We start from the raw sequence: 20,914 nt of genomic DNA, 5'->3' as shown, positions 1-20,914 counted from the left end.
GCACGACGACGGCGCCGCGGACGCCGCTTCGGCCGGGAACCGGGCGTTGCAGGCCAGGGCAGTGGTATGACTAGGGCATGTCGAAGGTGCAGGCGGGGATGTCCGGCTGGCCGTCTCCCCGGTCACTGAGCATCCGGAGGGTCACGGCCGGTCTGCTGCTGGCCGTTGTGCTGCCGGCCGGTTTGCAGTTCCTGCTGCTGCAGGTTTGGCACGCCAATCTGACCACCGCGTCCCTGGTCCAGCTCACCGGAACAGTTGGCGCGGCACTGGTGGGCGGGATCTGGCCTGCCCTGGTGGCCGCTCTGTGGAGCAGCCTGCTCTTGAACTACTTAATGACCGAGCCCACCGGCCAGCTGCTGATCCATGACACCGCCATGGCCGTGGCCTTGCTGTGCTTTGTCGCTGTCGCCACGGCCGTGTCCTGGGTGGTGGATGTCTTTGCCCGTCGGGCCGCACGGGCACGCCTGGCGGGCGCCGAGGCGGCAGCGCTGAATGAACTGACCCGGGTGGCGATCGCCGCCGAAGACCCCCTGCGCAGCCTGCTGGAACAGGCCCGGCAGGTGTTCCACGCCGAAGCGGCGGCCTTGTTCGTGCGGCCTACCGGCGGAACGGACACCGGTGATGATTCCGGCTGGGTGCTGCTCGCCGGTGTGGGGCAGCAAATGGGGTCTCCGGACGCTGCCGACACGGTCGAACGAGTGGACGACAACACCGTGATGGCCTTGCTGGGTCCGCACCTGCCGACGGCTGAGAGTCAACTGCTGAAGGCGTTTGCCGCGCAGGCCACAGCCTTGCGCGCACGCCAGCAGTTAATGATCAGCCGGCTCGAAAACGAGCGCCTGGCCCAGGACAACATGATGCGCGGTTCCATCCTTCAGGCGGTCAGCCATGATCTGCGCACTCCGCTGGCCGGCATCAAATTCTCGATCAGCAGCCTGCTGCATCAGGGTGGTTCGTTCAGTTCGGAGGAGCAGCGCGAGCTCCTGCAGACTACCGATGTTTACGCCGACCAATTGGGGTCGCTGGTGGAGAACCTGTTGGACATGTCCCGCATCAGCAGCGGATCCGTCGGGCCCTTGCTCGGGCCGGTCCACTGGGAAGACGTGCTTCCAGGCGCCTTGCGCTCAGTGCCGCCCGGGTCGGTGACCTTCCAGATTGCCGACGATAGCGCTCCGGTCGAAGCCGACCCCGGGCTGCTGGAGCGCGTGATTGCGAACTTGGTCGAAAACGCGGCCCGGCATGCTCACCCCTCGGTCATCACGCTGCAGGCAGGGGAACCCCCTGTAAACCGGGAACATGGTGAGTTGCGGATTATCGACGCCGGGACGGGTCCGCTGCCGCAGGATCTGGAAGAAATGTTCAAACCCTTCCAGCGGATGACCGACTCGGGGGAAGGCGCCGGCGTCGGGCTGGGCCTCGCGGTCGCCCGGGGATTGACGGAAGGATGGGCGGAACGCTGAACCCTGAACGCACCGCTGGCGGCGGCCTGACGATGGTGTTGCGCCTACCCCTGGCCGGTCCCCGTGCACCATCCACGGCCCAGGCCATCCGCCAGCAAGACCGGTGACCACCATCCTCGTCGTAGAAGACGAGCGCCGCTTGCTGCGGGCGCTGCAGCTCACGCTGCGGGCCAATGGGTACGCCGTCGTTGCCGCGCCGACGGGAAGCAGCGCCCTGGCATCGTTGGCCGAAGGGCCAGTTGACGCCCTGGTGCTCGATCTGGGGCTGCCGGACATGGACGGGGTCGAGATCATACGCCGTGTCCGGTCAGGCACGCAGACCCCGATTCTGGTGCTGTCTGCGCGCCATGCCTCCGCGCAAAAGGTCAGCGCCCTGGATGCGGGGGCCGATGATTATGTGACGAAACCGTTTGGCCTGGACGAACTGCTCGCGCGCTTGCGGGCGCTGCTGCGCCGCGGCCGGGCCGGCGCTCAGGACGACATCGTGGAGGCCGCCGGCTTCACGCTTAATTTTGCTGCCCGCCGGGCCGAGAAGCAGGGCACCGCCGTCAAACTCACGCCGACGGAATGGAAGATCCTTGAGGTGCTGACCCGCCAACCCGGCAGGCTGGTGCCCCATCGGCAGGTGCTGGAGCATGTGTGGGGACCGGCATATGTGAAGGAGACCCAGTATTTGCGCGTGTACATCGCCCAGTTGCGCCGGAAGCTGGAAGCTGACCCGGCCCGGCCGAAGCATCTGATCACCGAGCCCGGGATCGGTTACCGATTCGATCCCTGAACCGGGCGGGCCGGTGTGGCGGCAGCGGTTCCCGGGCGGGCCGGTGTGGCGGCAGCGGTTCCCGAACCACGGTTAGCCCACGTGCACCCAGGGCCGGTTGGTCACATCCGGTTCGGCTTCCCGCAGGATTTCCCGGGTGACCGGGGCGATTTCGCCTTCGCCGAAGACCAGGAAGCGCAGCAGGTTGTTGATCGGATTGCCCTCCGTCCAGCGGAAGTAGACGTGCGGCATCAGCCCGGTGATGTCGCGGATGTGCAGCAGCACCGAGGCGATGGTGTTGGGCACCACGGGGCCATGGACTTCAAGGATGTCGTAACCATGGCGGCTCACCCCGTGAACGTCCAATTCGGTCTCGAAGTCGGATGAGTCATCCACGACGACTTCCAGGAACAGGGGCACTTCGTCGGGCGGCAGGTTATTGACCACGCGGGCGGCTGCCAGCTTTTTGCGGTAGGCCTCCGCGTCCAGCCGTTTGGGTTCATGCGCGATGAACAAGAGCGGCCCGGTATCGGACTGCGCGATCAGCTCTACCGCACGCTCGTCGAAATGCACGTGCGTTGCATGCAGCTCGAACGAGCGTCTGGTCCGCGAGATGAACGAGATGACAACGATGCCCAGAATGAACAGCGACGCGATGCGGATACCTTCGGGCCGTTCCACGATGTTGGCGGCCGTGGTGTAGACGAAAGCCACCGTCACTGTCCCGAACGCCCAGGCGAGCCGTCGCTGGCCTCGCGACCGTGCAGAGAGCGTGACAGCCGCGGCTGCGGACGTAATCAGGACCAGCACACCGGTGGCATAGGCGCCTCCCTGGGCATCGACGTCGGCGTTAAAGACCACCGTGACCAGGAAAGCGATGGCGCAGAACACCAGCACCAGCGGGCGGGAGGCTTTCGACCAGCCGGGTGCCATGCCATAGCGCGGCAGGTACCGAGGCACCACGTTGAGCAGCCCGGCCATCGCTGAGGCCCCCGCGAACCACAGGATGGTGATGGTGCTGGCGTCGTACAGCGACCCAAAGAACGGGCCCATCAGCTCGTGCGCCAGGTACGCCAATGCCCGCCCGTTTGCGGCTCCTCCGGGCTGGAATTCCTGCGTCGGAATCAGCAGGATGGTGACAAAGCTGCTGGAGATCAGGAACCCGCTCATGATCAGCGCCGCCGTGGTCAGCAGCCGCTGCGTCCCGCGGATCCTGTCCGCCAACTGCTCTTGGGCTCCCCGGCCCTTTCCGCGGATCTGCGGCATGACGGCGACCCCGGTCTCGAAACCGGACAGGCTCAACGCAAGCTTGGGGAACACCAGCACAACGACGGCGGCGATCAGCAGCGGATTGCCGTGCGAGGTGGTCAGCGCCTGCCACCAATCCGCCACCACCGGAGGATGAGCCAGCACGTCAACCAGGCACACGGCCACCAGCACCGCGTTCAGCGTCAGATAGGCGGCGACTACGACGACGGCAACCCCGATGGCTTCCCGGAAGCCGCGGAGAAACACCGCGGTCAGAGCGCCCAGCAGAACCAGCGTGATCGCCACATTCTGGCCGGCGAGCCACTGCGGCAGCAAGGGATTCTCGATCAGGTGGGCGGTGGCGTCCGCGGCGGACAACGTCATGGTGATCATGAAGTCCGTGGCCACAAACCCCAACAGCGCCAGCACCAGCAGCTTTCCCCGCCAGCGCGGCAAGAGCCGTTCCAGCATGGCAATGGAACCGGAACCGTGCGGGCTTTCCTCCGCCACCCGGCGGTAGACCGGGAGCGCGCCGCACAGGGTGACCAGCACCACCAGCATGGTGGCCAGCGGAGAGACGGCGCCGGCAGCCAGCGCAGCAATAGCCGGCTGGTAGCCCAGCGTGGAAAAGTAGTCCACGCCGGTCAGGCACATCACCTTTCCCCACGCGTGACCGTGTTCCAGCGGATCCACCGTCCCATGCGGTCCCAGCTTCACCCCGGTGGCCGGCAGGTCGTGCAGCATCCACCCGCGCAGCCGCACCCCCATCGGGGCCCGTGGTGCTGATGGATCGAACGGAGGCAAACTCAAAGTGGTCATCGAATGCCTTTCAACACGGTCCAATTTTGTGGACCCGTTTGTCACGGTAAACGCGCTACAGCCTGCCGCACGCAGTCTTTATGCGTTCTTGATGCCGCGGCGGAGACGTTATTCTCCCCAATGGCCCGGCCCCCTAATGCCCGCTTGGGGACTAAAGTTCTGTCATGGGAACGCCGTGGGATCCCGCACTTCCAGGCGTGCTGCGGCTGCCGTCGGGGCGGCTGGTGCGCGGACGCGCTTTGCTCAAGCCGATGCCGGTGGGCCCCCCACCGGAGTTCGCCCTCTATCTGAAGTACGGGCGGCCGTTGCCCACCGAATGGGAACAACGCTGGGTGCGCTGGCGCGACCTTCGGCTGCCGGATGATTTCCACGATGCCGCAGCCGCCTTCCGCGAGGCATGGCTGCGGGCACAGGATGAGCGGGTGGAGGTGGCCTGTTTCGGCGGCCGCGGGCGGACCGGCACGGCTTTGGCCTGCATGGCCATCCTCGACGGCGTCCCGCGGGCCGAAGCCGTCGAGTACGTCAGGGCGCGTTACCGGCCGGGCGCCGTCGAAACACCGTGGCAGCGGCGGTTCGTGCGCAGCTTTCCTCAGCCCAGTACGCTGCGGTAGACCTCCAGGGTCTTGTCGGCTATGGAGTCCCAGGAGAAATGCTCCTCGGCCCGCCGGCGGCCGGCCTCGCCCTGTTGGCGCGCTGCGGCCGGGTCGGCCAGGGTCTTATTCAATGCCGCGGCGAAGTCACGCACGAACTGTTCCTCGTCCAGCGGCGTTCCGGTCCCGTCGTCCATCTGTGCCAACGGAACCAGCGCGCCGGTGACGCCGTCGTCGACCACCTCCGGGATGCCGCCGGTGGCGCTGGCCACGACCGGTGCTCCGCAGGCCATCGCCTCCAGGTTGACGATGCCCAGCGGCTCGTAGATGGACGGACAGGCGAAGACGGTCGCGTGGCTGAGCACCTGGATCAGTTCGGCGCGCGGGAGCATCCGTTCGATCACCACGACGCCGTTTCGGGTTTCGCGCAGGCCAGCGATCAGCGCGTTGACCTCTGCTGCCAGTTCGGGGGTGTCGGCGGCGCCCGCGCAGAGCACCAGCTGCACTTCCGGCGGCAGCAGTGCCGCGGCGCGCAGCAGGTACGGCACGCCCTTCTGCCGGGTGATCCGCCCCACGAAGACCACGCTGGGCCGGCCCGGGTCAATGCCCAACGCACGCACGGCGTCGTCGTTGAGGTCCGGTTTCCACTGCTCTACATCCACCCCGTTGTGGACCACCTGCACCCGGCCGGGATCCACGTCCGGGTAGCAGCGCAAGATGTCCTTGCGCATTCCGGCCGACACCGCGATGACGGCGGCCGCTGCTTCGTAGGCGGTGCGCTCCACCCAGGAGGAGAGCCGGTAGCCGCCGCCCAACTGCTCTGCCTTCCACGGGCGCAACGGTTCGAGTGAATGGGCGCTCAGCACGTGCGGGACATGGTGCAGCAGCGAGCCCAGGTGCCCGGCCATATTGGCATACCAGGTGTGGGAATGGATCAGCTCCGCGCCCGCGAAGCCGTCCAGCATCTGCAGGTCGACGCCGAGCGTCTGCACGGCCGGGTTGGACTCCTTCAGCCCTGCCGGAACCGCATAACTTCGCACGGTTGCGCCGTGGAAGTCGGACGGCCGCTGAGCCCCGAAGGCATGCACGTGCAGGTCCAGCCGTCCGGCCAGCACCCGGCTGAGTTCGGCCACATGCACACCGGCCCCGCCGTAGATCTCCGGTGGGAATTCTTTTGTCACAATGTCTACGCGCACGGAACCTAACGTAGTGCACGCGGGAGGCTTCCTCTAGTGTGAGGTGGAAGGGGGATGTCACGTTTCGGCCCGAAAAGGGCCGCGGCAACTGCGAAGGGGGAAAAACATGCCACAGAAGAGGGTCCTGGCCGTTGTACTCGCCGGCGGCGAGGGAAAGCGGCTCATGCCGCTCACTGCGGATCGGGCTAAACCGGCGGTGCCGTTTGCCGGCAGCTACCGTTTGATCGACTTTGCGCTGTCCAACCTGGTGAATTCCGGCTACCGGCAGATCGTGGTGCTGACCCAGTACAAATCGCACAGCCTGGACCGGCACATCTCGGAAACCTGGCGGATGGCCGCACAGCTGGGCAACTACGTGGCTTCGGTCCCGGCCCAGCAACGGCGCGGCAAGAGCTGGTTCTTGGGCAGCGCCAACGCGATCTACCAGTCCCTGAACCTGATCCACGATGCCAAGCCGGACATCGTCGTCGTGGTTGGCGCCGACCACGTCTACCGGATGGACTTCTCCCAGATGGTGGAAGAACACATCGCTTCCGGCGCGGCTGCCAGCGTGGCCGCGGTACGCCAACCGCTCTCTCTGGTGAACCAGTTCGGGGTGATCGAAACGGAACCCGATACACCCACCAAGATCCGTGCCTTCGTCGAGAAGCCGGAGACCACTGCCGGACTGGCCGATGATCCGCACAGTTTCCTGGCGTCGATGGGAAACTACGTCTTCAACACCGATGCCCTGCTGCGGGCGTTGGAGTCCGACGCCGAGCGGTTGGATACCGACCACGACATGGGCGGCGACATCATCCCCTACTTCGTGGAACGCGGCGAGGCGGCGGTCTACGATTTCACCGCCAACGCTATTCCCGGCGCCACCGGGGCGGACCAGCAGTACTGGCGCGACGTCGGCACGCTGGACTCCTACTACGAGGCACACATGGACCTGATCAGCCCGCTGCCTGCCTTCAACCTGTACAACCTGCAGTGGCCGATTTACACGCGGCAGTCGGTATCGCCCCCGGCCAAGCTGGTGCGCGGGATCAGCGGCGCTGCCGGCACTGCCCACGACTCCCTTTTGTCGCAAGGCGTGGTGGTTTCGGGGGCCGAGGTCAGCGAATCTGTGCTGTCGACCGACGTCTTCGTTGCCGAGGGCGCCCAGGTCCGCGGCAGTGTCCTGATGGACAATGTGACGGTGGGCGAAGGCGCCGTGGTACGGAGAGCCATTGTGGACAAAAACGTGCACATCCCGGCCGGGGCCACCATCGGCGTGGACCCGGAGTTGGACCGCGCCCGCGGCTTCACGGTGACGGACTCCGGTTTGACGGTCTTGAGCAAAGACGAGCGCGTGCTGCTTACGGTCCCGACCGAGGCCGAATCCACACACAAATCCTCAGGCTTGTAGTCAGACCCACAAAGCCTCGCCCTTGTGAACCCGAAACGGCCGCCGGAAACCGCTAGCGCCCCGACGCCTCCACCGCAGGAGCCGGCTGTCTCCGGGTCTCCTGTCGAACGGTGGATGCGCCGTGCTGGGCCGGGACTTTTGCTGGCGGCAACGGCCGTGCTCGTGTCCTTTGGCCTGCACTCGCTGGTGCCGGCAGTCCCGGTGATGAGCTTCGCCGTCGTGCTGGGAATTCTGGCAGCCAATGTGCAGCCGACAGCCGCGTGGACCGGCGGCACGGGGCGGCCCGGTCTCGCCTTCTGCGGCCGGACGCTGATGCGCGCCGGGATTGTGTTGCTCGGCGCCCGGCTGGCGCTGTCGGATCTGGCAGAACTGGGCTGGTTCGCGCTGCTGCTGGTGGTCTTGGTGCTGCTGCTCGCGTTTGCCGGAACCTACCTGCTGGCGCGATGGCACCGCCTGCCCGGGGACCAGCCGGTGTTGTTGGCCGCCGGATTCGCCATTTGCGGGGCTTCGGCCATCGGCGCCGTCGCTGCCGCGCGCGGCAGTCGTGGCCAGGACAGCCTGATGCCCGTCGCTCTGGTTACGCTGTGCGGCACCCTGGCCATCGGGGTGCTGCCGGCTGTCATGGCCGTCACCGGCATGCCGGCGGAAGTCTTCGGCTTTTGGGCCGGAGCGTCCGTGCACGATGTGGGACAGGTGGTGGCCACAGCGCAAAGTGCAGGCACCGCGGCGCTGACCATCGCCGTCGTCGTGAAGCTGGCACGCGTGGTGATGCTCGCGCCGCTGGCGGCCGCCGTCGCGGTACACCGGCGCCGCACAGCCAGGGCGCCCCGGGGTGCCGGTTCGCCGGGCAAGCAACCCCCCGTGGTGCCGCTGTTCGTTCTCGGTTTCCTGGCGCTGGTGCTGCTGCGCAGTACGGGATGGCTGCCGCAGCCGGTGCTGGACGGCGCCGCCCTCATGCAGGAAATCTTGCTGGCCGCTGCCCTGTTCGGGCTGGGATCTGCCGTCCGACTCCGGGAACTGCTCCGGTCCTCGCTGCCGGCGATCTCCACCGCGCTGCTGTCCTGGCTGCTGATCGCCGCGCTGGGGCTCGGCGCAGCCTGGCTGGCCATGGCCGCCGGCTGACCCGCAACTGGTGAAAACGCGGCGGCGGATACGGCTTCGGGCTTTTCCGCACACATCTCGACGACGGGACCAGCCGACCGGCTGCGAGCGCGATCAGCGACACCTCAGGCTGGGCCGTGGACTTGGCCACGTGCTCCCGCAGCGGGTTCCAGCCCCACCTGTCCGGGGCCTCCCCCGTCTTGGCACCGGCCATCTCAGCGGCGACGTGTCGCAGACCTGCTCCGGGAGGATAGACTGCCACCGTCTCCGTGTCGTAGCCACCGTCTCCGTGTCGTACTAGATAGGGACCACATGAAGCTGAGCCTGCCCCTGAAATCAGGTCTCGTCATCTCACCGGGCGAGGTTCCCGCCGTGTACGAGCATCTGAAGAAGTTCCAGGCCCTGGCCGAGGAGCACGGCGACCGTGCCGCCGGCACGTTCGGGTACGAGGCCGCGGCCCAGTACGTCGAACACCAACTCGCCAGCGCTGGCTATCGCAGCACGCGCCAGTACTTCACCTTCAAACACCGCGGCGAGCAGATCGAGACCTTCAACATCCTCGCCGAGACCGCATCCGGCAGCGACGAGAACGTGATCATGCTCGGGGCCCACCTCGACGGGGTGCCGGGCTGTCCGGCGATCAATGACAACGGCTCTGGGGTAGCGGCCGTGCTGGAGGCCGCCAAAGCACTCGGCCGGCAGGAGGGCCTCATCAACACGGTGCGCTTCGCCTGGTGGGGGGCCGAGGAGTACAAGAAGGAGTACGGGTCCCGGCACTACGTCAATCACCTGGCCAACAGGGACAGCGAGGCACTCGACCGGATCGCCGCCTACCTCAACTTCGACATGATCGCCTCGCCCAACCCCATCATCGGGATCTACAACGCAAAAGACCCCAAGCCCCATCACGAAGTGCCCGAAGGGTCGACGGAGATCATGAACGTCTTCACCGACTACTTCGACACCCACGGCCAGCCCTGGGTCGCCACCGATTGGGACATGGACTCGGATCAGTTGTCGTTCGTCAAGAAGGGTGTCGCCGTGGGCGGGCTGTTCACCGGAGACGACGAGAAGAAAACCACCAAGCAGGCCCGCCTCTTCGGCGGCACCGCCAAGCGGCCCTGCGATCCGAACTACCACCGGCCGGGCGACGACCTCAGGAACGTCAACCTGGAGGCGCTGAGCCTGATGACCGACGCGATCACCCACGCCGCCACCCGCCTGGCCCACGACCACAGCGGCCTCAAGCCAGCGGGGCACCGGTAGCACCCCTCCCCAAAGACCGAGGTGAGCCAGACTGCCCCGGCCACAGGGATGGTGACCTCATACCGCGACGATCGCGCTGACGGCGCTGATTGGCGTGGTGATCAACCGGACCTCTGCTCACCCGGCGCGGCCAGGAATGATCCGGACCAGGGGACTGCAGCTGGGACCCCAGCAGTTTTGCGGTGGCTGTTCTTTGCGGCACGGAGCGTCCGACGATGCGCTGCTCCCCGTCGATAGGCAGTCCGGCTTCGAGGCACCTCCCCGGCCAGCCGGCCGCCGCATGGTTAAATGGGCCGGATGACGAACCAGAACCTCAGCCGCGACGAAGCGGCGGCCCGGTCAGCCATCCTGCGCGTGGAGGGCTATGAGGTCTCGCTGGATTTGCGCAGCGCCGAGGACCAGGACGAACCGGGCTTCACCTCCAGCACCGTCATCACCTTCAGCTGCAGCGAACCGGGCGCCACCGTGTTCGCTGACTTCATCCACGGCGGCGTCCACTCCGTGCTGCTCAACGGGCGCACGCTGGATCCGGCCGAAGTGGTGGACGGCTCGCGCATCATGCTGCCCGGGCTGGAGGCGCAGAACCAAGCCACCATTACGGGTACCGCACTGTACAGCAACAGTGGCGAAGGCCTGCACCGGTTTGTTGACCCTGCCGACGGGAAAACCTACCTCTACACCCAGTACGAGCCGGCCGACGCGCGCCGGGTCTTCGCCAACTTCGAACAGCCCGATCTGAAGGCCTCTTTTTCCTTCCAGATCGCCGCGCCAGAGGGCTGGACCGTCGCCTCGAACGCCGCGGTGGCCGCGGCCGAGCCGCTGGCGTCCACGCCCGGGCACTCGGTCCGCCGTTTCCACCCGACCCAGCGCATCTCCACCTACATCACCACCGTGCTGGCCGGTCCGTACCATGTGGCCAGGGACAATTGGCAGCGCACGCTGCCCGACGGCGGTGAGCTGCAGGTGCCGCTCGGCGCCTACTGCCGTGCCTCGCTGGCCGGCTCCTTCGACCCGGAGCAGATCTTTGCGGTCACCAAGGCCGGGCTCGATTTCTTCCACGACCTCTTCGACTACCCGTACCCGTTCGGCAAATACGAGCAGGCCTTCGTCCCCGAGTACAACCTCGGCGCGATGGAGAATCCCGGCCTGGTCACCTTCACCGAGGCCTACGTCTTCTCCTCCCGCGCCACTGATGCGCAGTACCAGGCCAGGGCCAACACCATCCTGCACGAGATGGCGCACATGTGGTTCGGTGATCTGGTCACCATGAAGTGGTGGGACGACCTCTGGCTGAAGGAATCGTTCGCCGACTACATGGGTGCGCTCGCCTCGGCCGAGGCCACGCAGTGGAGCAACGCATGGATCACCTTCGCCAACCGGCGCAAGGGCTGGGCGTATGTGCAGGACCAGTTGCCAACCACCCACCCCATCGTCGCCGACATCCGCGACCTGGAAGCCGCCAAACAGAACTTCGACGGCATCACCTACGCCAAGGGCGCCTCGGTGCTCAAGCAGTTGGTGGCCTATGCCGGCTTCGACTCGTTCATCGGTGCCTCGCGCCGCTATTTCCGCGAGCACGCCTACGGCAACACCTCGCTGGCCGACTTTCTCACCGCCCTGAGCGCGGCCTCCGGCCGGGACATGGAGCACTGGGCGCACCAGTGGCTGCAGACTGCCGGCATCTCCACCCTGGCACTGGATCTTCAGCACGACGGCGGGGCAATCGCCGCTGCGGCCATCGTCCAGGATGCGGTGGATCCGGTGACGGACGAACCCGCGCACCGCCCGCACCGCTTGCGGCTGGGGTTCTACAACCCCGATCCGTCCGGCCGGCTGCTCCGCACCGACCAACTGGAACTGGACGTGGCCAGTCCGCGCACGGAGCTTCCCGAACTGGCCGGCCGGGAACTGCCTGCACTGCTGCTGCTCAATGACGACGACCTGACCTACGCCAAGGTGGTGTTCGACCAGCACTCGCTGCAGACAGTCCTGTCGTCGCTGGACCGGCTGAACGACCCTCTGGCCCGCGCGCTCTGCTGGTCCAGCCTCTGGAACATGACGCGCGACGGGCTGCTCCCGGCCGCAGAATATGTGGAGGCCGTGCAGCGGTTTGCCCCCGCTGAAACCGAGAACAGTGTGCTGCAGGTGGTTTTGGACTGTGCCAAGACAGCCATGGACCGGTACGCACCGGCAGCCCGCCGCCAAACCCTGGCGGCAGCGTTCGTCGCTGCTGCACGGCGGCAGGTCGAAGCGGCGGATCCGGGCAGCGACCAGCAACTGACCTGGGCAAGGTCGCTGGCCGCGGTGGCCCGTGCTGAGGACAGCCAGGCCCCGTTCCTGCGCGACCTGCTGTTGGGCAACGCGGCTGTTGCCGGCCTCGCCGTGGACACGGATCTGCGGTGGCGGTTCTGGCAGGCGCTGGCCGCCACCGGTCACGCTGGCGTGGCTGAACTCGATGCGGCGCTGGAAGGTGACCGCACCGTCGCCGCACGAGCAGGCCACCTGGCTGCCTCGACGGCCCGGCCGGTACCCGAGGTGAAGGCGGAAGCGTGGCGCACGGCCGTGCATACTAATTCGCTATCCAACCAGCTCCTGGACGCCACGATCGACGGGTTCTGCCAGGGTCCACATGACCTGCTCGACGAGTACGTGGATCCCTACTTCGCGGAACTCGTCCGGATCTGGTCGTCCAAGAGCATTGAGATCGCGGCCCGACTGGTCCGCGGGCTCTACCCCGGCGGGCAGGATCTGGCCGACGGCCAGGCACCGGCCGATCACCCCGTCGTCGTCCGCACCGACGCCTGGCTGGACGGCAACCGCGATGCACCGGCCGCGTTGCGCCGCATCGTCATCGAACAGCGCGACCACTTGGTCCGCGCCCTCCGCGCCCAGCAGATGGGCAGCCTCACGGAGGGCCGCGGCTAACCGCTGCTGAAGGCCGGTCAGTTCCCCGCACCCCTGCGTTGCACTACACTGACAACTTCCGCAGGACCCGGTCTGGCTTGGTTATCCGGGCTTCGGTGGCAGGAGGATCAATGCCTAAGCTGCGTGTCCACAATTTTGCCGTTTCCCTGGACGGCTATGCCGCCGGTCGCCACCAGTCCTTGGAAAACCCGTTGGGTGTGGGCGGCGAACAGCTGCACGAGTGGATGTTCCAAACCGAGGCCGGCAAACGGATGATCGGTGAAAGCGGCGGTTCAACAGGCCCTGACAACGACTTTGTCCTCGCCGGCGAGCGCGGGATCGGCGCCACCATCATGGGCCGGAACATGTTCGGGCCGGCTCGCCGCGACCAGGCGTCCTCGGAGTGGAAGGGCTGGTGGGGCGATGACCCGCCCTTCCACCACCCGGTCTTCGTGCTGACCCACTACGCGCAACCGCCGATCCGCATGGCCGGCGGGACCGTCTTCCAGTTCGTCGACGACGGGATCGAATCCGCGCTGCGGCAAGCCGCCGCCGCTGCCAACGGGCAGGACGTCCGGCTCGGCGGCGGAGCCTCCACGGTCAATCAGTACCTGCGTGCCGGCCTGGTGGACGAATTGCATCTGGCCATCGTTCCGGTCCTGCTGGGCGGCGGCGAGCGGCTCTTCGAGAATCTCGATGCCGTGGCTTTGGGTTATGCATGCGTCCAATCCATCGCTTCCCCCACTGTGTCGCACGCCCTTCTGGCCAGGAAGGCGCGCTAACCACGCAGCTGGGCCGGGGACTGCCAGCCACCAGCCACCGGCGGCCGGTTATGGCACGCGGTGCAGCCACTCCTCCGTGCTGAACTTGGTGTCCACGAGTTCGCGGGCCATCGCCAACTCCTCGTCGGAGAAGCCGCTGTCAGCGGCGGCATAGCGGTCCTTGAAGGTCCGGATCATCACGTCGATGATCTCTTCCCGGCTCAGGCCGGTTTGACGCCGCAGCGGGTCGACGCGCTTCTTGGCGCTGGTAATGCCCTTGTCGGAGATTTTCTCCTTGCCGATCCGCAGCACGTCGGTCATCTTGTCCGCGTCGATGTCGTAGGACATGGTCACATGGTGGAGCACCCCGCCATTGGCCAACCTCTTCTGTGCAGCGCCGCCGATCTTGCCCTCCGGCGTCGCGATGTCGTTGAGCGGTTGGTAGAACGCCTTGATGCCGACCTTCTCCAGCGAGGCCATGACCCACGCATCGAGGTAAGCATAGGAGGCTTCAAAGCTTTGCCCGTCCACCAGGGTCTGCGGGAGGTACAGCGAGTAGGTGATGGCGTTCCCCCGCTCCATGAACATGGCCCCGCCGCCGCTGATCCGGCGCACCACGGTGATGCCGTGGCGTTCGGCTCCATTCGGATCCACCTCATTGCGCACCGACTGGAAGCTGCCGATCACCACGGAGGGCGTCTCCCACTCCCAGAACCGCAGCGTCGGCGGCCGTTTCCCGGCACCCACCTGGCGGGTCAACACCTCGTCCATCGCCACATGCATGTGGGTGGGCAGCGGAGTGGGCGGAATAACCTGCCACTTGTGGTCCAGCCACCCGGTGGCCTTGTTCAGGGCCCGGCGCACGGCAACGGCAACGGCATCTGCGGAGAAACCAAACATCTGGGCGTCGGGCCGCAACGCCGCAGTGATGGCTGCAGCATAATTGGCGTGGCTGCTTTCGGTGCTCATGCCGTCCAGCGCCGTGTTGATGTCTGCCAGGGCTTCATCCGGTTCCAGGAAGAAGTCCCCGCTGACTGACGGGCGGATGATCTTGTGATCCATCACGTCAAAATCAACAACAACAAGCTTGCCGCCCTGGACCTTGTACTCTCCGTGGCGATGGTCGGACATTTACGCTCTCCTTGCTCAGGTTGGCCAGGTTGCCGCCGTCGGCTCGGCTGGCGGTGGTTGAAGGCCACCACAGTCTTATCACGGCGTCGGGCCCCCACGGCGTCGGGCCTGCCGTCGTCGGGCCGACTTCGCTTCCGGCGCCCGCTCGGCTATCTACCCAGCATTCTCCCAGCTGCTGCCGGGGCTGTGCCCAGACGCTTCCGGTAGTGTCAGAGACACCTCATCACGGTGCGAGTGAAAAAGAGGGGCCGGACGTGCCCGGTCCAAGCGCCGGCGGGTAGTGGAGAGACTCCCCCCAACCTCCACTTACCTGCCGGCGCTTTTTCATGCCTTCGCGTCGCCCTTCTGGTCGCCCTGGCCGTCAACCAGCTTGAGCCCGATGACGCAGCCGATGATGCCCGCGACGAACAGCAGCTTCAGCACACTCGCCGGCTCTCCGCCGAACAGCATGGAGTAGCCTACGGTGAGCGCCGCCCCCGTTCCGGTCCAGACAGCGTAGGCAGTCCCCAGCGAGATACCGCGCATGGCGTAGCCCAAGCCCAACATGCTCAGGGTCACGGCCACGAAAAACACGACCGTAGGCAGCGGCTGGTTGAAGCCCTCGGACAGGCTCAACGCAGTGGCCCACACCGCTTCCAAAACGGCGCTGACCAACAAAACAATCCAATGCATGATGTGCTCCCGCTAGCCGATCGCCTTGAGGCCGACCACGCAGCCGATGATGCCCAGCAGCAGCAGGACCCGGATCAGCGAGGCTTTTTCGGCCCCGATAACCATGGCCACGGCGGCCGTCAGCACTGCACCGATGCCTACCCAGACCGCATAGGCGGTTCCGACAGGGATAGCGGTCATGGCGTAGGCCAGGCCGGCCATGCTCAACGCCATGGCCACCACAAAAATGATGGACGGCCACAACCGGCGGAAGTTCTTGGACGCGCCCAGTGCCGTGGCCCATACAGCTTCCAGCACACCGGACAGGATGAGAATGACCCATTCCACGATTGAAATCCTCTGGCCAGTCTTGTCGCACACCGGGTACTGAACCGTCGTCCGGAGACCTAGGAATGAGGTCTTGATCCCAAAACTAGCAAAGCGCGACGTCGATGCGCAGCTTTGGTGGCGGGCCTCACCAGCGCGCCGCTCGGGTGTGGGCTGCGTGAGGATCGGTGGTGGATCACTCGTTGATGGCTTCGACGCCTTGCCGCTTGAGTTCTTCGAGATGGTTTCGCATCTTCTGCAGTACCTCGGGCGGATGTGGTTCCCACCCGACGACCTCTTCGATGATGCGCAACGGCTCCCTGGTGCGGTAGGACCTCGTGGGGTTGCCCGGGAACCGCCGGTCTGTCAGGTTGGGGTCGTTTTCAAACGGGCCGGTGGGTTCCACCCGGTAGATTCTTCCCGGTCCCTCCCCTACTCCGAGTTCGGCTCCCCACGTTGCGGCGTCCAAGGTTGCGGTGAGGTAGACGAAGTTCGCCTTTGTCCGCTGCCCATAGTTCGAGCTGAAGCCCGGTTCCAGCAGATCGCCCGGCGCCAAATCAGCTTTCGTACCGTGGTAGAAAGGGCCGGCGTCGCTGGCCTCGGCCGGTATCGGTTCCTTGTTCATTCGCCATCTCCTCGCTGTGGGCCCACTGTAGTCGCCGGACTGCGCGCTATCACTTCACCGTCGCCGCTCATCGCTGCAGCAGCCCGGCAACGAGCGCGTCGATGACGTCGTCGGTGGATGAGCCAGGATCCAGCTCAGTGGTGAGGCGGTCGAGCAGAAAGCCTTCCACCGCGTAGTAAAAGAGCGCAACCTCCCGACGACCGCCGGGAAGCCCTGCCGCGGCGTGGAACGCGACGTCGGCCTCGAAGGCCGCCTTGTGCCAGTCCGCCAGGACTGCCGCAACAGCTGGGCGGCGCGTGCCTTCCAGACGGAGCTCGAGCAGCGCGAGCGTGACCTCCCGCTCCGCGGTAAGCCGGCGCAGCATTGCGCGCAGGTAGTCGGCGAACAGTTCGCGGCTTGGCGGTGCGGCCGCGAGGCGTTCGAGGTCCATCGGATCCGGAACCAGCCGCTCGCCCATGCGGTGGACGAGGCCGGCAATCAAGCCATCGCGGCTGCGGAAGTAATTCGAGGCGGTCCCGACGGGGACGCCCGCTGCTTCGTCGACCGCGCGGTGCGTTAACCCGCGCGCACCGTCACGAGCGAGAACGGCCAAGCCTGCGTCGGCGAGCAGCCGTCTCCGCTGCTCATTCTTTGCCATGCCCCATCGTATCCGGACCGCTCATCCGGTCCGCTGTCCATCACCTGGACCGTACGGTCTGCGGATGCCCGGGCGTGCCACCGTCACGGACCGTCCTGCGGGAAGGCCACGCCTTCGCCGACCACCCGCAGGCAGAGCTCTGTCCCGGGCTTGGTGATGGAAGCGTTCCAGTGCCGGATGGTGATGACCTCGCCGCCGCCCGGGTACCGGTGCCCGTTGCCGGAAGCGGCGCGGTGAGCCGCATTAGTCTCGGCCAGCTTAATCCGGACAGTGGTTTCCGGACCGAAGTAGTCGGTGTCGACGACGACGCCCCGGATGGGGCCGTCCGGCGCGATGCGGATCTGCTCCGGGCGGAGCATGAGCTGGACCTTACCCTGCGCCGGCGGCCGGCGGACCGGGACTCCGCCCAGCGAGCAGGTGGCCAGGGAACCCTCCATCCACGCATCCAAAATCACCGCGTCGCCCAGAAACTCGGCCGTGGCGCGGTCGGCCGGCCGCGTGTAGACCACGAAGGGGTTGCCAATCTGCGCCAGCCTCCCGCCGCGCATGATCGCCACTTGATCCGCAAACGAGAGCGCTTCGGCTTGGTCATGGGTCACCAGGATGGTGGTTACCCCGGCTTCACTGAGCACCTTGGCGACGGCGCGGCGGGTGGCCACCCGGAGACCGGCGTCCAGTGCCGAGAAGGGCTCATCCAAGAGCATCAGTTCGGGCTTCCGGGCCAGTGCGCGCGCCAAGGCAACGCGCTGTTGCTGGCCGCCGGACAATTGGTGTGGTCGCCGTGTCGCCATCGCGGCGTCCAGGGACACCATTTCGAGCAGTTCCTTAACCCTTGCGTTCACGGCCCGTCGGCCGCCGTCGAGTTTTCCAGCGTTGAGACCGAAAGCGATGTTCTGTCCCACGGTCAGATGCGGAAAGAGCGCCCCGTCCTGCGCGACGTAACCGACATGCCGCTTGTGGGCGGGAATCCAGACACCGTCTCCGGCAACCGGTGAGCCGCTGAGCCTGATACAGCCGGTATCCGGATGTTCAAAGCCGGCAATCAGCCGCAGCAGCGTGGTCTTGCCGGACCCCGAAGGACCCACGATCGCCGTGGTTCCGCCTTTGGCTACAGAAAGATCGACGCCTTTGAGCACCGACTGGGAGCCGAAGTTCTTGGTGACGTCGGAAATCTCCAGGTGCGCATTCGTGGTCGGCGCCACGGAGGGCGCTACACGCGGTGCCGGGAGCCTGGAAGGGGATTGTTCGGTCACTGTCCGGCCACTTTCTTGGACTGTTGGAAGAGCAGGTAGGTCATGGGTGCTGAGAGCAGGATCATCAGCAGCGCGTAGGGTGCCGCGCCGGTGTAGTCGATCTCGCTGCTCTTGCTCCAGAACTCCGTGGCAAGAGTCCTGGTCCCGTTCGGCGAAAGGAGCAGCGTGGCGGTCAGTTCGTTGACGATGGCAAGGAATACCAGAGCGGCGCCGCCGGCAGCAGCCGGTGCGGTGAGCCGCAGCGTCACCCGTACGAAAGACGTCAGCGGCGCTTTGCCCAGGGACTGCGCTGCTTCGTCAAGTTCCTTGGGTGCCTGTGCCAGCCCCGAGCGGAGGTTCACCAGCGCCCGGGGAAGAAAGAGAAGCACATAGGCGGCAATCAGCACCCCCGCCGTTTGATAAATCCCCGGGACCGCCCGGATGCTGACCGTGACGAACGCCAGGCCCACGACGATGCCCGGAAGCGAGCTGGTCACGTAGTTGGAAAGTTCGAGGAGCTTGCTGAACCCGCTGGGTCGCCGCACCGCCAAGTACGCCATGGGGAAGGCCACCATTGTGGTGACGGCAGCCCCGACGGCCCCGTACATCAGCGTCTGCAGCAGCGCGGGCAGGAATTCGTCTGCAGCCCAGACCTCCGATCCGCCCGCGATGATCCACCGCAACACGAACCAGACGGGCAGCCCGAAGGCCAGCACCGTGACAGCGGCCAACGCGAGCTGCGAGGGCAACTGGTAGTGGCCAAGGCCCAACCGGGTTGGCTTGGCCGGCGCACCGGAGCCGATGCGGGCGTAGCGCGCGTTGCCCCGGCTCTTTACCTCAGCCAGCAACAGAATGAGGCACAGGAACACCAGCACACTGGCCAGCATGTTGCCGGCGGTGCCGTTGAACGTCGACTGGAACTGGACCATGATCGCCGTCGTGAAGGTATCAAAGCGGATCATCGCGAAGGCGCCGTACTCCGCCAAGAGGTGCAGGGAAACCAGCAGTGCACCGCCGCTGAGCGCGATGCGGAGCTGCGGGAGTACCACGCGGAAAAAGACAGCCCACGGCCCCAGGCCAAGTGATGCCGCGGATTGCTCTATGGCCGGATCAAGACGGCCCAAAGCCGCCGCCGCTGGTATGTACACCAACGGGAAATAGGACAAGGTGGCGATCAGCACGCCGGACCAGATTCCCCCGAGGGAGGGAACGGCGGAGACCCACGAGTAGCTGTTGACGAACGCCGGAATGGCCAGTGGCGCGGCCAGCGCAACCGCCCACCAGCGGTGCCCCCGCAGCGTGGTGCGCTCCACCAGCCAGGCTCCGCCCGCGCCAAGGATCAGGCACAGCGGGACCGTGAAGACGGTCAGCATGACGGTGTTCAGCAGCAGTTCGCCGACGCGCGGACGGAAGATGAGCTCGACGGCGGTGTCCCACCCGGTTGCCACCGTCATGTAGGCGACGTACCCCAACGGGACGAGCGAAAACAGCGCGATGAGGACCGCCAGCACGGACACCGTGGAGACGCCGAAAGGCGGGCGAAGGCGCTTGCCCTCACCCGCCGTCGTGGTTCCCGTACGAAGCGTAGTGGGAGCCGATAGATCAGTTGTCACAGAACTACAGTAATCCTGCCTTGGTCATCAAATCCGTGACCTGGGTGGAGTTCAGCTTGGCCGGGTCCACCGTGGGGGCCTCGAGGTCCTTGATCGGAACCAGGGCCTCGTTGGAGTCCACCTGCGAGCCGACGGCGTATTCGAACGAGGTGCCGTTTTTCAGGATTTCCTGGCCCTGCTTGCCGGTGATGAACTTCAAAAAGGCCTGCGCGTCTTCTGCCTTCTTGGAGGACTTCAGCACGCCGCCGCCGGACACCGAAAGGAAGGCACCCGGATCCTGGTTCTTGAAGTAGTAAGGCGTGACGTTGTTGGAGTTCTCGCCGGTCTTGGCCTGATCGCCGTAGTAGTAATAGTGGTAGATCAGGGCCGCGTCGACTTCACCGGCATTGACTGCCTTCATGGCGGTGCTGTTGCCCTTGTAGGCCTTGAAGTTTTCCTTCATGCCAGCCAACCAGGCCTCGGTGGCGGCTTCACCCTTGAGTTCAAGCAGGGCGGAGACGATGGCCTGGAAGTCGGCGCCGGTTGGCGAGGCAGCCCACTTGGTCTTCCACTCAGGTTTGGCCAAGTCCAGCATCGACTTGGGCAGTTTGTCTTCGCTGATCTTGTTCTTGTCGTACACCAGGACCGTGGAACGGGCGGCGATGCCGGTCCACTTGCCGGTGGAAGGACGGAATTCCGCGGGAACCTGGTCGATGGTGGCCTGGTCGACATCTGCGAAGAGTCCGGCGTTCTCAACCTGCGTCATCGCAGGGGAGTTCTCCGTGAGGAACACATCGGCCGGCGAGGCGTCGCCTTCCTGGATGATCTGGTTGGACATTTCGGTGTCCGAGCCCTGGCGGACAGTGACCTTGATGCCAGTCTCCGCGGTGAAGGCGTCGACCCATTCCTTGGTGAGGCTCTCATGCTGGGCGTTGTAAACCGTGATGCCGTCGGCGGCGGCAGATCCGGATGCAGCGGAGTCAGTGTCGGCGTTCGAACCACAGGCTGCGAGGCCGAAGGCAGCGGTGGCAGCTACTGCGATGCCGACCAGAGTGTTTGTGCGGAGCTTCATAGAGGCAGCTTCTTTCTGCAAACAGTGAGGGATGTTTGGGACCCTCCACGAGCTTAGGTTAGGCAGTCCTAAGTAGCCAAACCGACGAGGCAACTTTTTTGCCAGGTTGATATTTATGACACAGCGGGGAAGCAGGCTTGGCCGGTTGGTGG

Annotated in this window: 18 protein-coding genes and 1 riboswitch; of the genes, 8 read left to right on the top strand and 10 right to left on the bottom strand. The window is 65.9% G+C overall.

What is annotated here, in order from left to right:
• The first annotated feature begins 77 nt into the window (after positions 1 to 77).
• Positions 78 to 1,460 carry a DUF4118 domain-containing protein gene (locus AC5RWX_RS05640; protein ID WP_493957638.1) on the top strand — a complete coding sequence of 461 codons (1,383 nt, stop codon included), beginning with the start codon at positions 78 to 80 and terminating at the stop codon, positions 1,458 to 1,460.
• A 103-nt stretch (positions 1,461 to 1,563) separates the two neighbouring features.
• Positions 1,564 to 2,238: a response regulator gene (locus tag AC5RWX_RS05635; RefSeq protein ID WP_493938990.1), complete on the top strand. Its 675-nt coding sequence runs from the start codon at positions 1,564 to 1,566 to the stop codon at positions 2,236 to 2,238.
• 72 nt (positions 2,239 to 2,310) lie between these two features.
• Here AC5RWX_RS05635 and AC5RWX_RS05630 read toward each other — a convergent pair whose 3' ends face one another.
• Positions 2,311 to 4,284, bottom strand: a complete 1,974-nt coding sequence (locus AC5RWX_RS05630) for an APC family permease (RefSeq protein WP_494097056.1) — start codon at positions 4,282 to 4,284, stop codon at positions 2,311 to 2,313.
• A 164-nt stretch (positions 4,285 to 4,448) separates the two neighbouring features.
• On the opposite strand from AC5RWX_RS05630, the gene AC5RWX_RS05625 reads away from it, so the two are divergent.
• Complete coding sequence (locus AC5RWX_RS05625) at positions 4,449 to 4,895, top strand: protein-tyrosine phosphatase family protein (protein WP_493938988.1); 447 nt, start codon at positions 4,449 to 4,451, stop codon at positions 4,893 to 4,895.
• Here AC5RWX_RS05625 and glgA read toward each other — a convergent pair.
• Complete coding sequence (glgA, locus tag AC5RWX_RS05620; RefSeq protein ID WP_493938987.1) at positions 4,874 to 6,070, bottom strand: glycogen synthase; 1,197 nt, start codon at positions 6,068 to 6,070, stop codon at positions 4,874 to 4,876. The genes AC5RWX_RS05625 and glgA overlap by 22 nt on opposite strands.
• Positions 6,071 to 6,176: 106 nt before the next feature.
• Here glgA and glgC point away from each other — a divergent pair, with 106 nt between their 5' ends.
• From glgC to AC5RWX_RS05595, 5 genes are all read left to right on the top strand, one after another.
• Positions 6,177 to 7,463: a glucose-1-phosphate adenylyltransferase gene (gene glgC, locus AC5RWX_RS05615; protein WP_493938986.1), complete on the top strand. Its 1,287-nt coding sequence runs from the start codon at positions 6,177 to 6,179 to the stop codon at positions 7,461 to 7,463.
• Positions 7,464 to 7,577: 114 nt separating this feature from the next.
• Entirely contained in the window at positions 7,578 to 8,585 is a 1,008-nt protein-coding gene (locus AC5RWX_RS05610; RefSeq protein WP_493939111.1) for a YeiH family protein, read from the top strand.
• A gap of 291 nt (positions 8,586 to 8,876) precedes the next feature.
• Positions 8,877 to 9,830 (top strand): M28 family peptidase, encoded by a 954-nt coding sequence (locus AC5RWX_RS05605; protein WP_493938985.1) that lies wholly within the window; start codon positions 8,877 to 8,879, stop codon positions 9,828 to 9,830.
• Between the two features lie 297 nt (positions 9,831 to 10,127).
• The gene (pepN, locus tag AC5RWX_RS05600; protein WP_493938984.1) at positions 10,128 to 12,755 is read left to right on the top strand and encodes an aminopeptidase N; all 2,628 of its coding nucleotides are present in this window, start codon (positions 10,128 to 10,130) and stop codon (positions 12,753 to 12,755) included.
• A 110-nt stretch (positions 12,756 to 12,865) separates the two neighbouring features.
• Entirely contained in the window at positions 12,866 to 13,516 is a 651-nt protein-coding gene (locus AC5RWX_RS05595) for a dihydrofolate reductase family protein (RefSeq protein WP_493938983.1), read from the top strand.
• Positions 13,517 to 13,564: 48 nt separating this feature from the next.
• On the opposite strand, the gene lplAB is transcribed toward AC5RWX_RS05595, so the two are convergent.
• From lplAB to AC5RWX_RS05555, 8 genes are all read right to left on the bottom strand, one after another.
• A complete protein-coding gene (gene lplAB, locus AC5RWX_RS05590) occupies positions 13,565 to 14,626 on the bottom strand; it encodes a lipoate-protein ligase LplAB (protein ID WP_494097055.1) in 1,062 nt (353 codons plus the stop codon).
• Between the two features lie 324 nt (positions 14,627 to 14,950).
• Positions 14,951 to 15,298: a DMT family transporter gene (locus AC5RWX_RS05585; protein WP_493938981.1), complete on the bottom strand. Its 348-nt coding sequence runs from the start codon at positions 15,296 to 15,298 to the stop codon at positions 14,951 to 14,953.
• Between the two features lie 12 nt (positions 15,299 to 15,310).
• Positions 15,311 to 15,625, bottom strand: coding sequence for a DMT family transporter (locus tag AC5RWX_RS05580; protein ID WP_493938980.1), 315 nt, complete (start codon positions 15,623 to 15,625; stop codon positions 15,311 to 15,313).
• 11 nt (positions 15,626 to 15,636) lie between these two features.
• A riboswitch (guanidine-III (ykkC-III) riboswitch) is annotated at positions 15,637 to 15,702 on the bottom strand.
• A gap of 98 nt (positions 15,703 to 15,800) precedes the next feature.
• Positions 15,801 to 16,229: an NAD(+)--rifampin ADP-ribosyltransferase gene (gene arr, locus AC5RWX_RS05575; protein ID WP_493938979.1), complete on the bottom strand. Its 429-nt coding sequence runs from the start codon at positions 16,227 to 16,229 to the stop codon at positions 15,801 to 15,803.
• A gap of 67 nt (positions 16,230 to 16,296) precedes the next feature.
• Complete coding sequence (locus tag AC5RWX_RS05570; RefSeq protein ID WP_493938978.1) at positions 16,297 to 16,866, bottom strand: TetR/AcrR family transcriptional regulator; 570 nt, start codon at positions 16,864 to 16,866, stop codon at positions 16,297 to 16,299.
• Between the two features lie 83 nt (positions 16,867 to 16,949).
• Positions 16,950 to 18,119 carry an ABC transporter ATP-binding protein gene (locus AC5RWX_RS05565; RefSeq protein ID WP_493938977.1) on the bottom strand — a complete coding sequence of 390 codons (1,170 nt, stop codon included), beginning with the start codon at positions 18,117 to 18,119 and terminating at the stop codon, positions 16,950 to 16,952.
• Positions 18,116 to 19,711: an ABC transporter permease gene (locus AC5RWX_RS05560; RefSeq protein WP_493938976.1), complete on the bottom strand. Its 1,596-nt coding sequence runs from the start codon at positions 19,709 to 19,711 to the stop codon at positions 18,116 to 18,118. The genes AC5RWX_RS05565 and AC5RWX_RS05560 overlap by 4 nt, the downstream gene beginning before the upstream one ends.
• A 4-nt stretch (positions 19,712 to 19,715) precedes the next feature.
• Complete coding sequence (locus tag AC5RWX_RS05555) at positions 19,716 to 20,762, bottom strand: iron ABC transporter substrate-binding protein (protein ID WP_494097054.1); 1,047 nt, start codon at positions 20,760 to 20,762, stop codon at positions 19,716 to 19,718.
• Between the last annotated feature and the right edge of the window lie 152 nt (positions 20,763 to 20,914).

The organism is Arthrobacter sp. SPT-J7, assembly GCF_059089965.1.
This window is presented reverse-complemented; position numbering and strand designations above follow the sequence as displayed.

Coding starts and splice junctions, on each gene's coding strand:
- AC5RWX_RS05640 (WP_493957638.1), top strand. CDS start 78: ATGTCGAAGGTGCAGGCGGGGATGTCCGGCTGGCCGTCTCCCCGGTCA.
- AC5RWX_RS05630 (WP_494097056.1), bottom strand. CDS start 4,284: ATGACCACTTTGAGTTTGCCTCCGTTCGATCCATCAGCACCACGGGCC.
- AC5RWX_RS05625 (WP_493938988.1), top strand. CDS start 4,449: ATGGGAACGCCGTGGGATCCCGCACTTCCAGGCGTGCTGCGGCTGCCG.
- glgC (WP_493938986.1), top strand. CDS start 6,177: ATGCCACAGAAGAGGGTCCTGGCCGTTGTACTCGCCGGCGGCGAGGGA.
- AC5RWX_RS05610 (WP_493939111.1), top strand. CDS start 7,578: ATGCGCCGTGCTGGGCCGGGACTTTTGCTGGCGGCAACGGCCGTGCTC.
- AC5RWX_RS05605 (WP_493938985.1), top strand. CDS start 8,877: ATGAAGCTGAGCCTGCCCCTGAAATCAGGTCTCGTCATCTCACCGGGC.
- pepN (WP_493938984.1), top strand. CDS start 10,128: ATGACGAACCAGAACCTCAGCCGCGACGAAGCGGCGGCCCGGTCAGCC.
- AC5RWX_RS05595 (WP_493938983.1), top strand. CDS start 12,866: ATGCCTAAGCTGCGTGTCCACAATTTTGCCGTTTCCCTGGACGGCTAT.
- lplAB (WP_494097055.1), bottom strand. CDS start 14,626: ATGTCCGACCATCGCCACGGAGAGTACAAGGTCCAGGGCGGCAAGCTT.
- AC5RWX_RS05585 (WP_493938981.1), bottom strand. CDS start 15,298: ATGCATTGGATTGTTTTGTTGGTCAGCGCCGTTTTGGAAGCGGTGTGG.
- arr (WP_493938979.1), bottom strand. CDS start 16,229: ATGAACAAGGAACCGATACCGGCCGAGGCCAGCGACGCCGGCCCTTTC.
- AC5RWX_RS05570 (WP_493938978.1), bottom strand. CDS start 16,866: ATGGCAAAGAATGAGCAGCGGAGACGGCTGCTCGCCGACGCAGGCTTG.
- AC5RWX_RS05555 (WP_494097054.1), bottom strand. CDS start 20,762: ATGAAGCTCCGCACAAACACTCTGGTCGGCATCGCAGTAGCTGCCACC.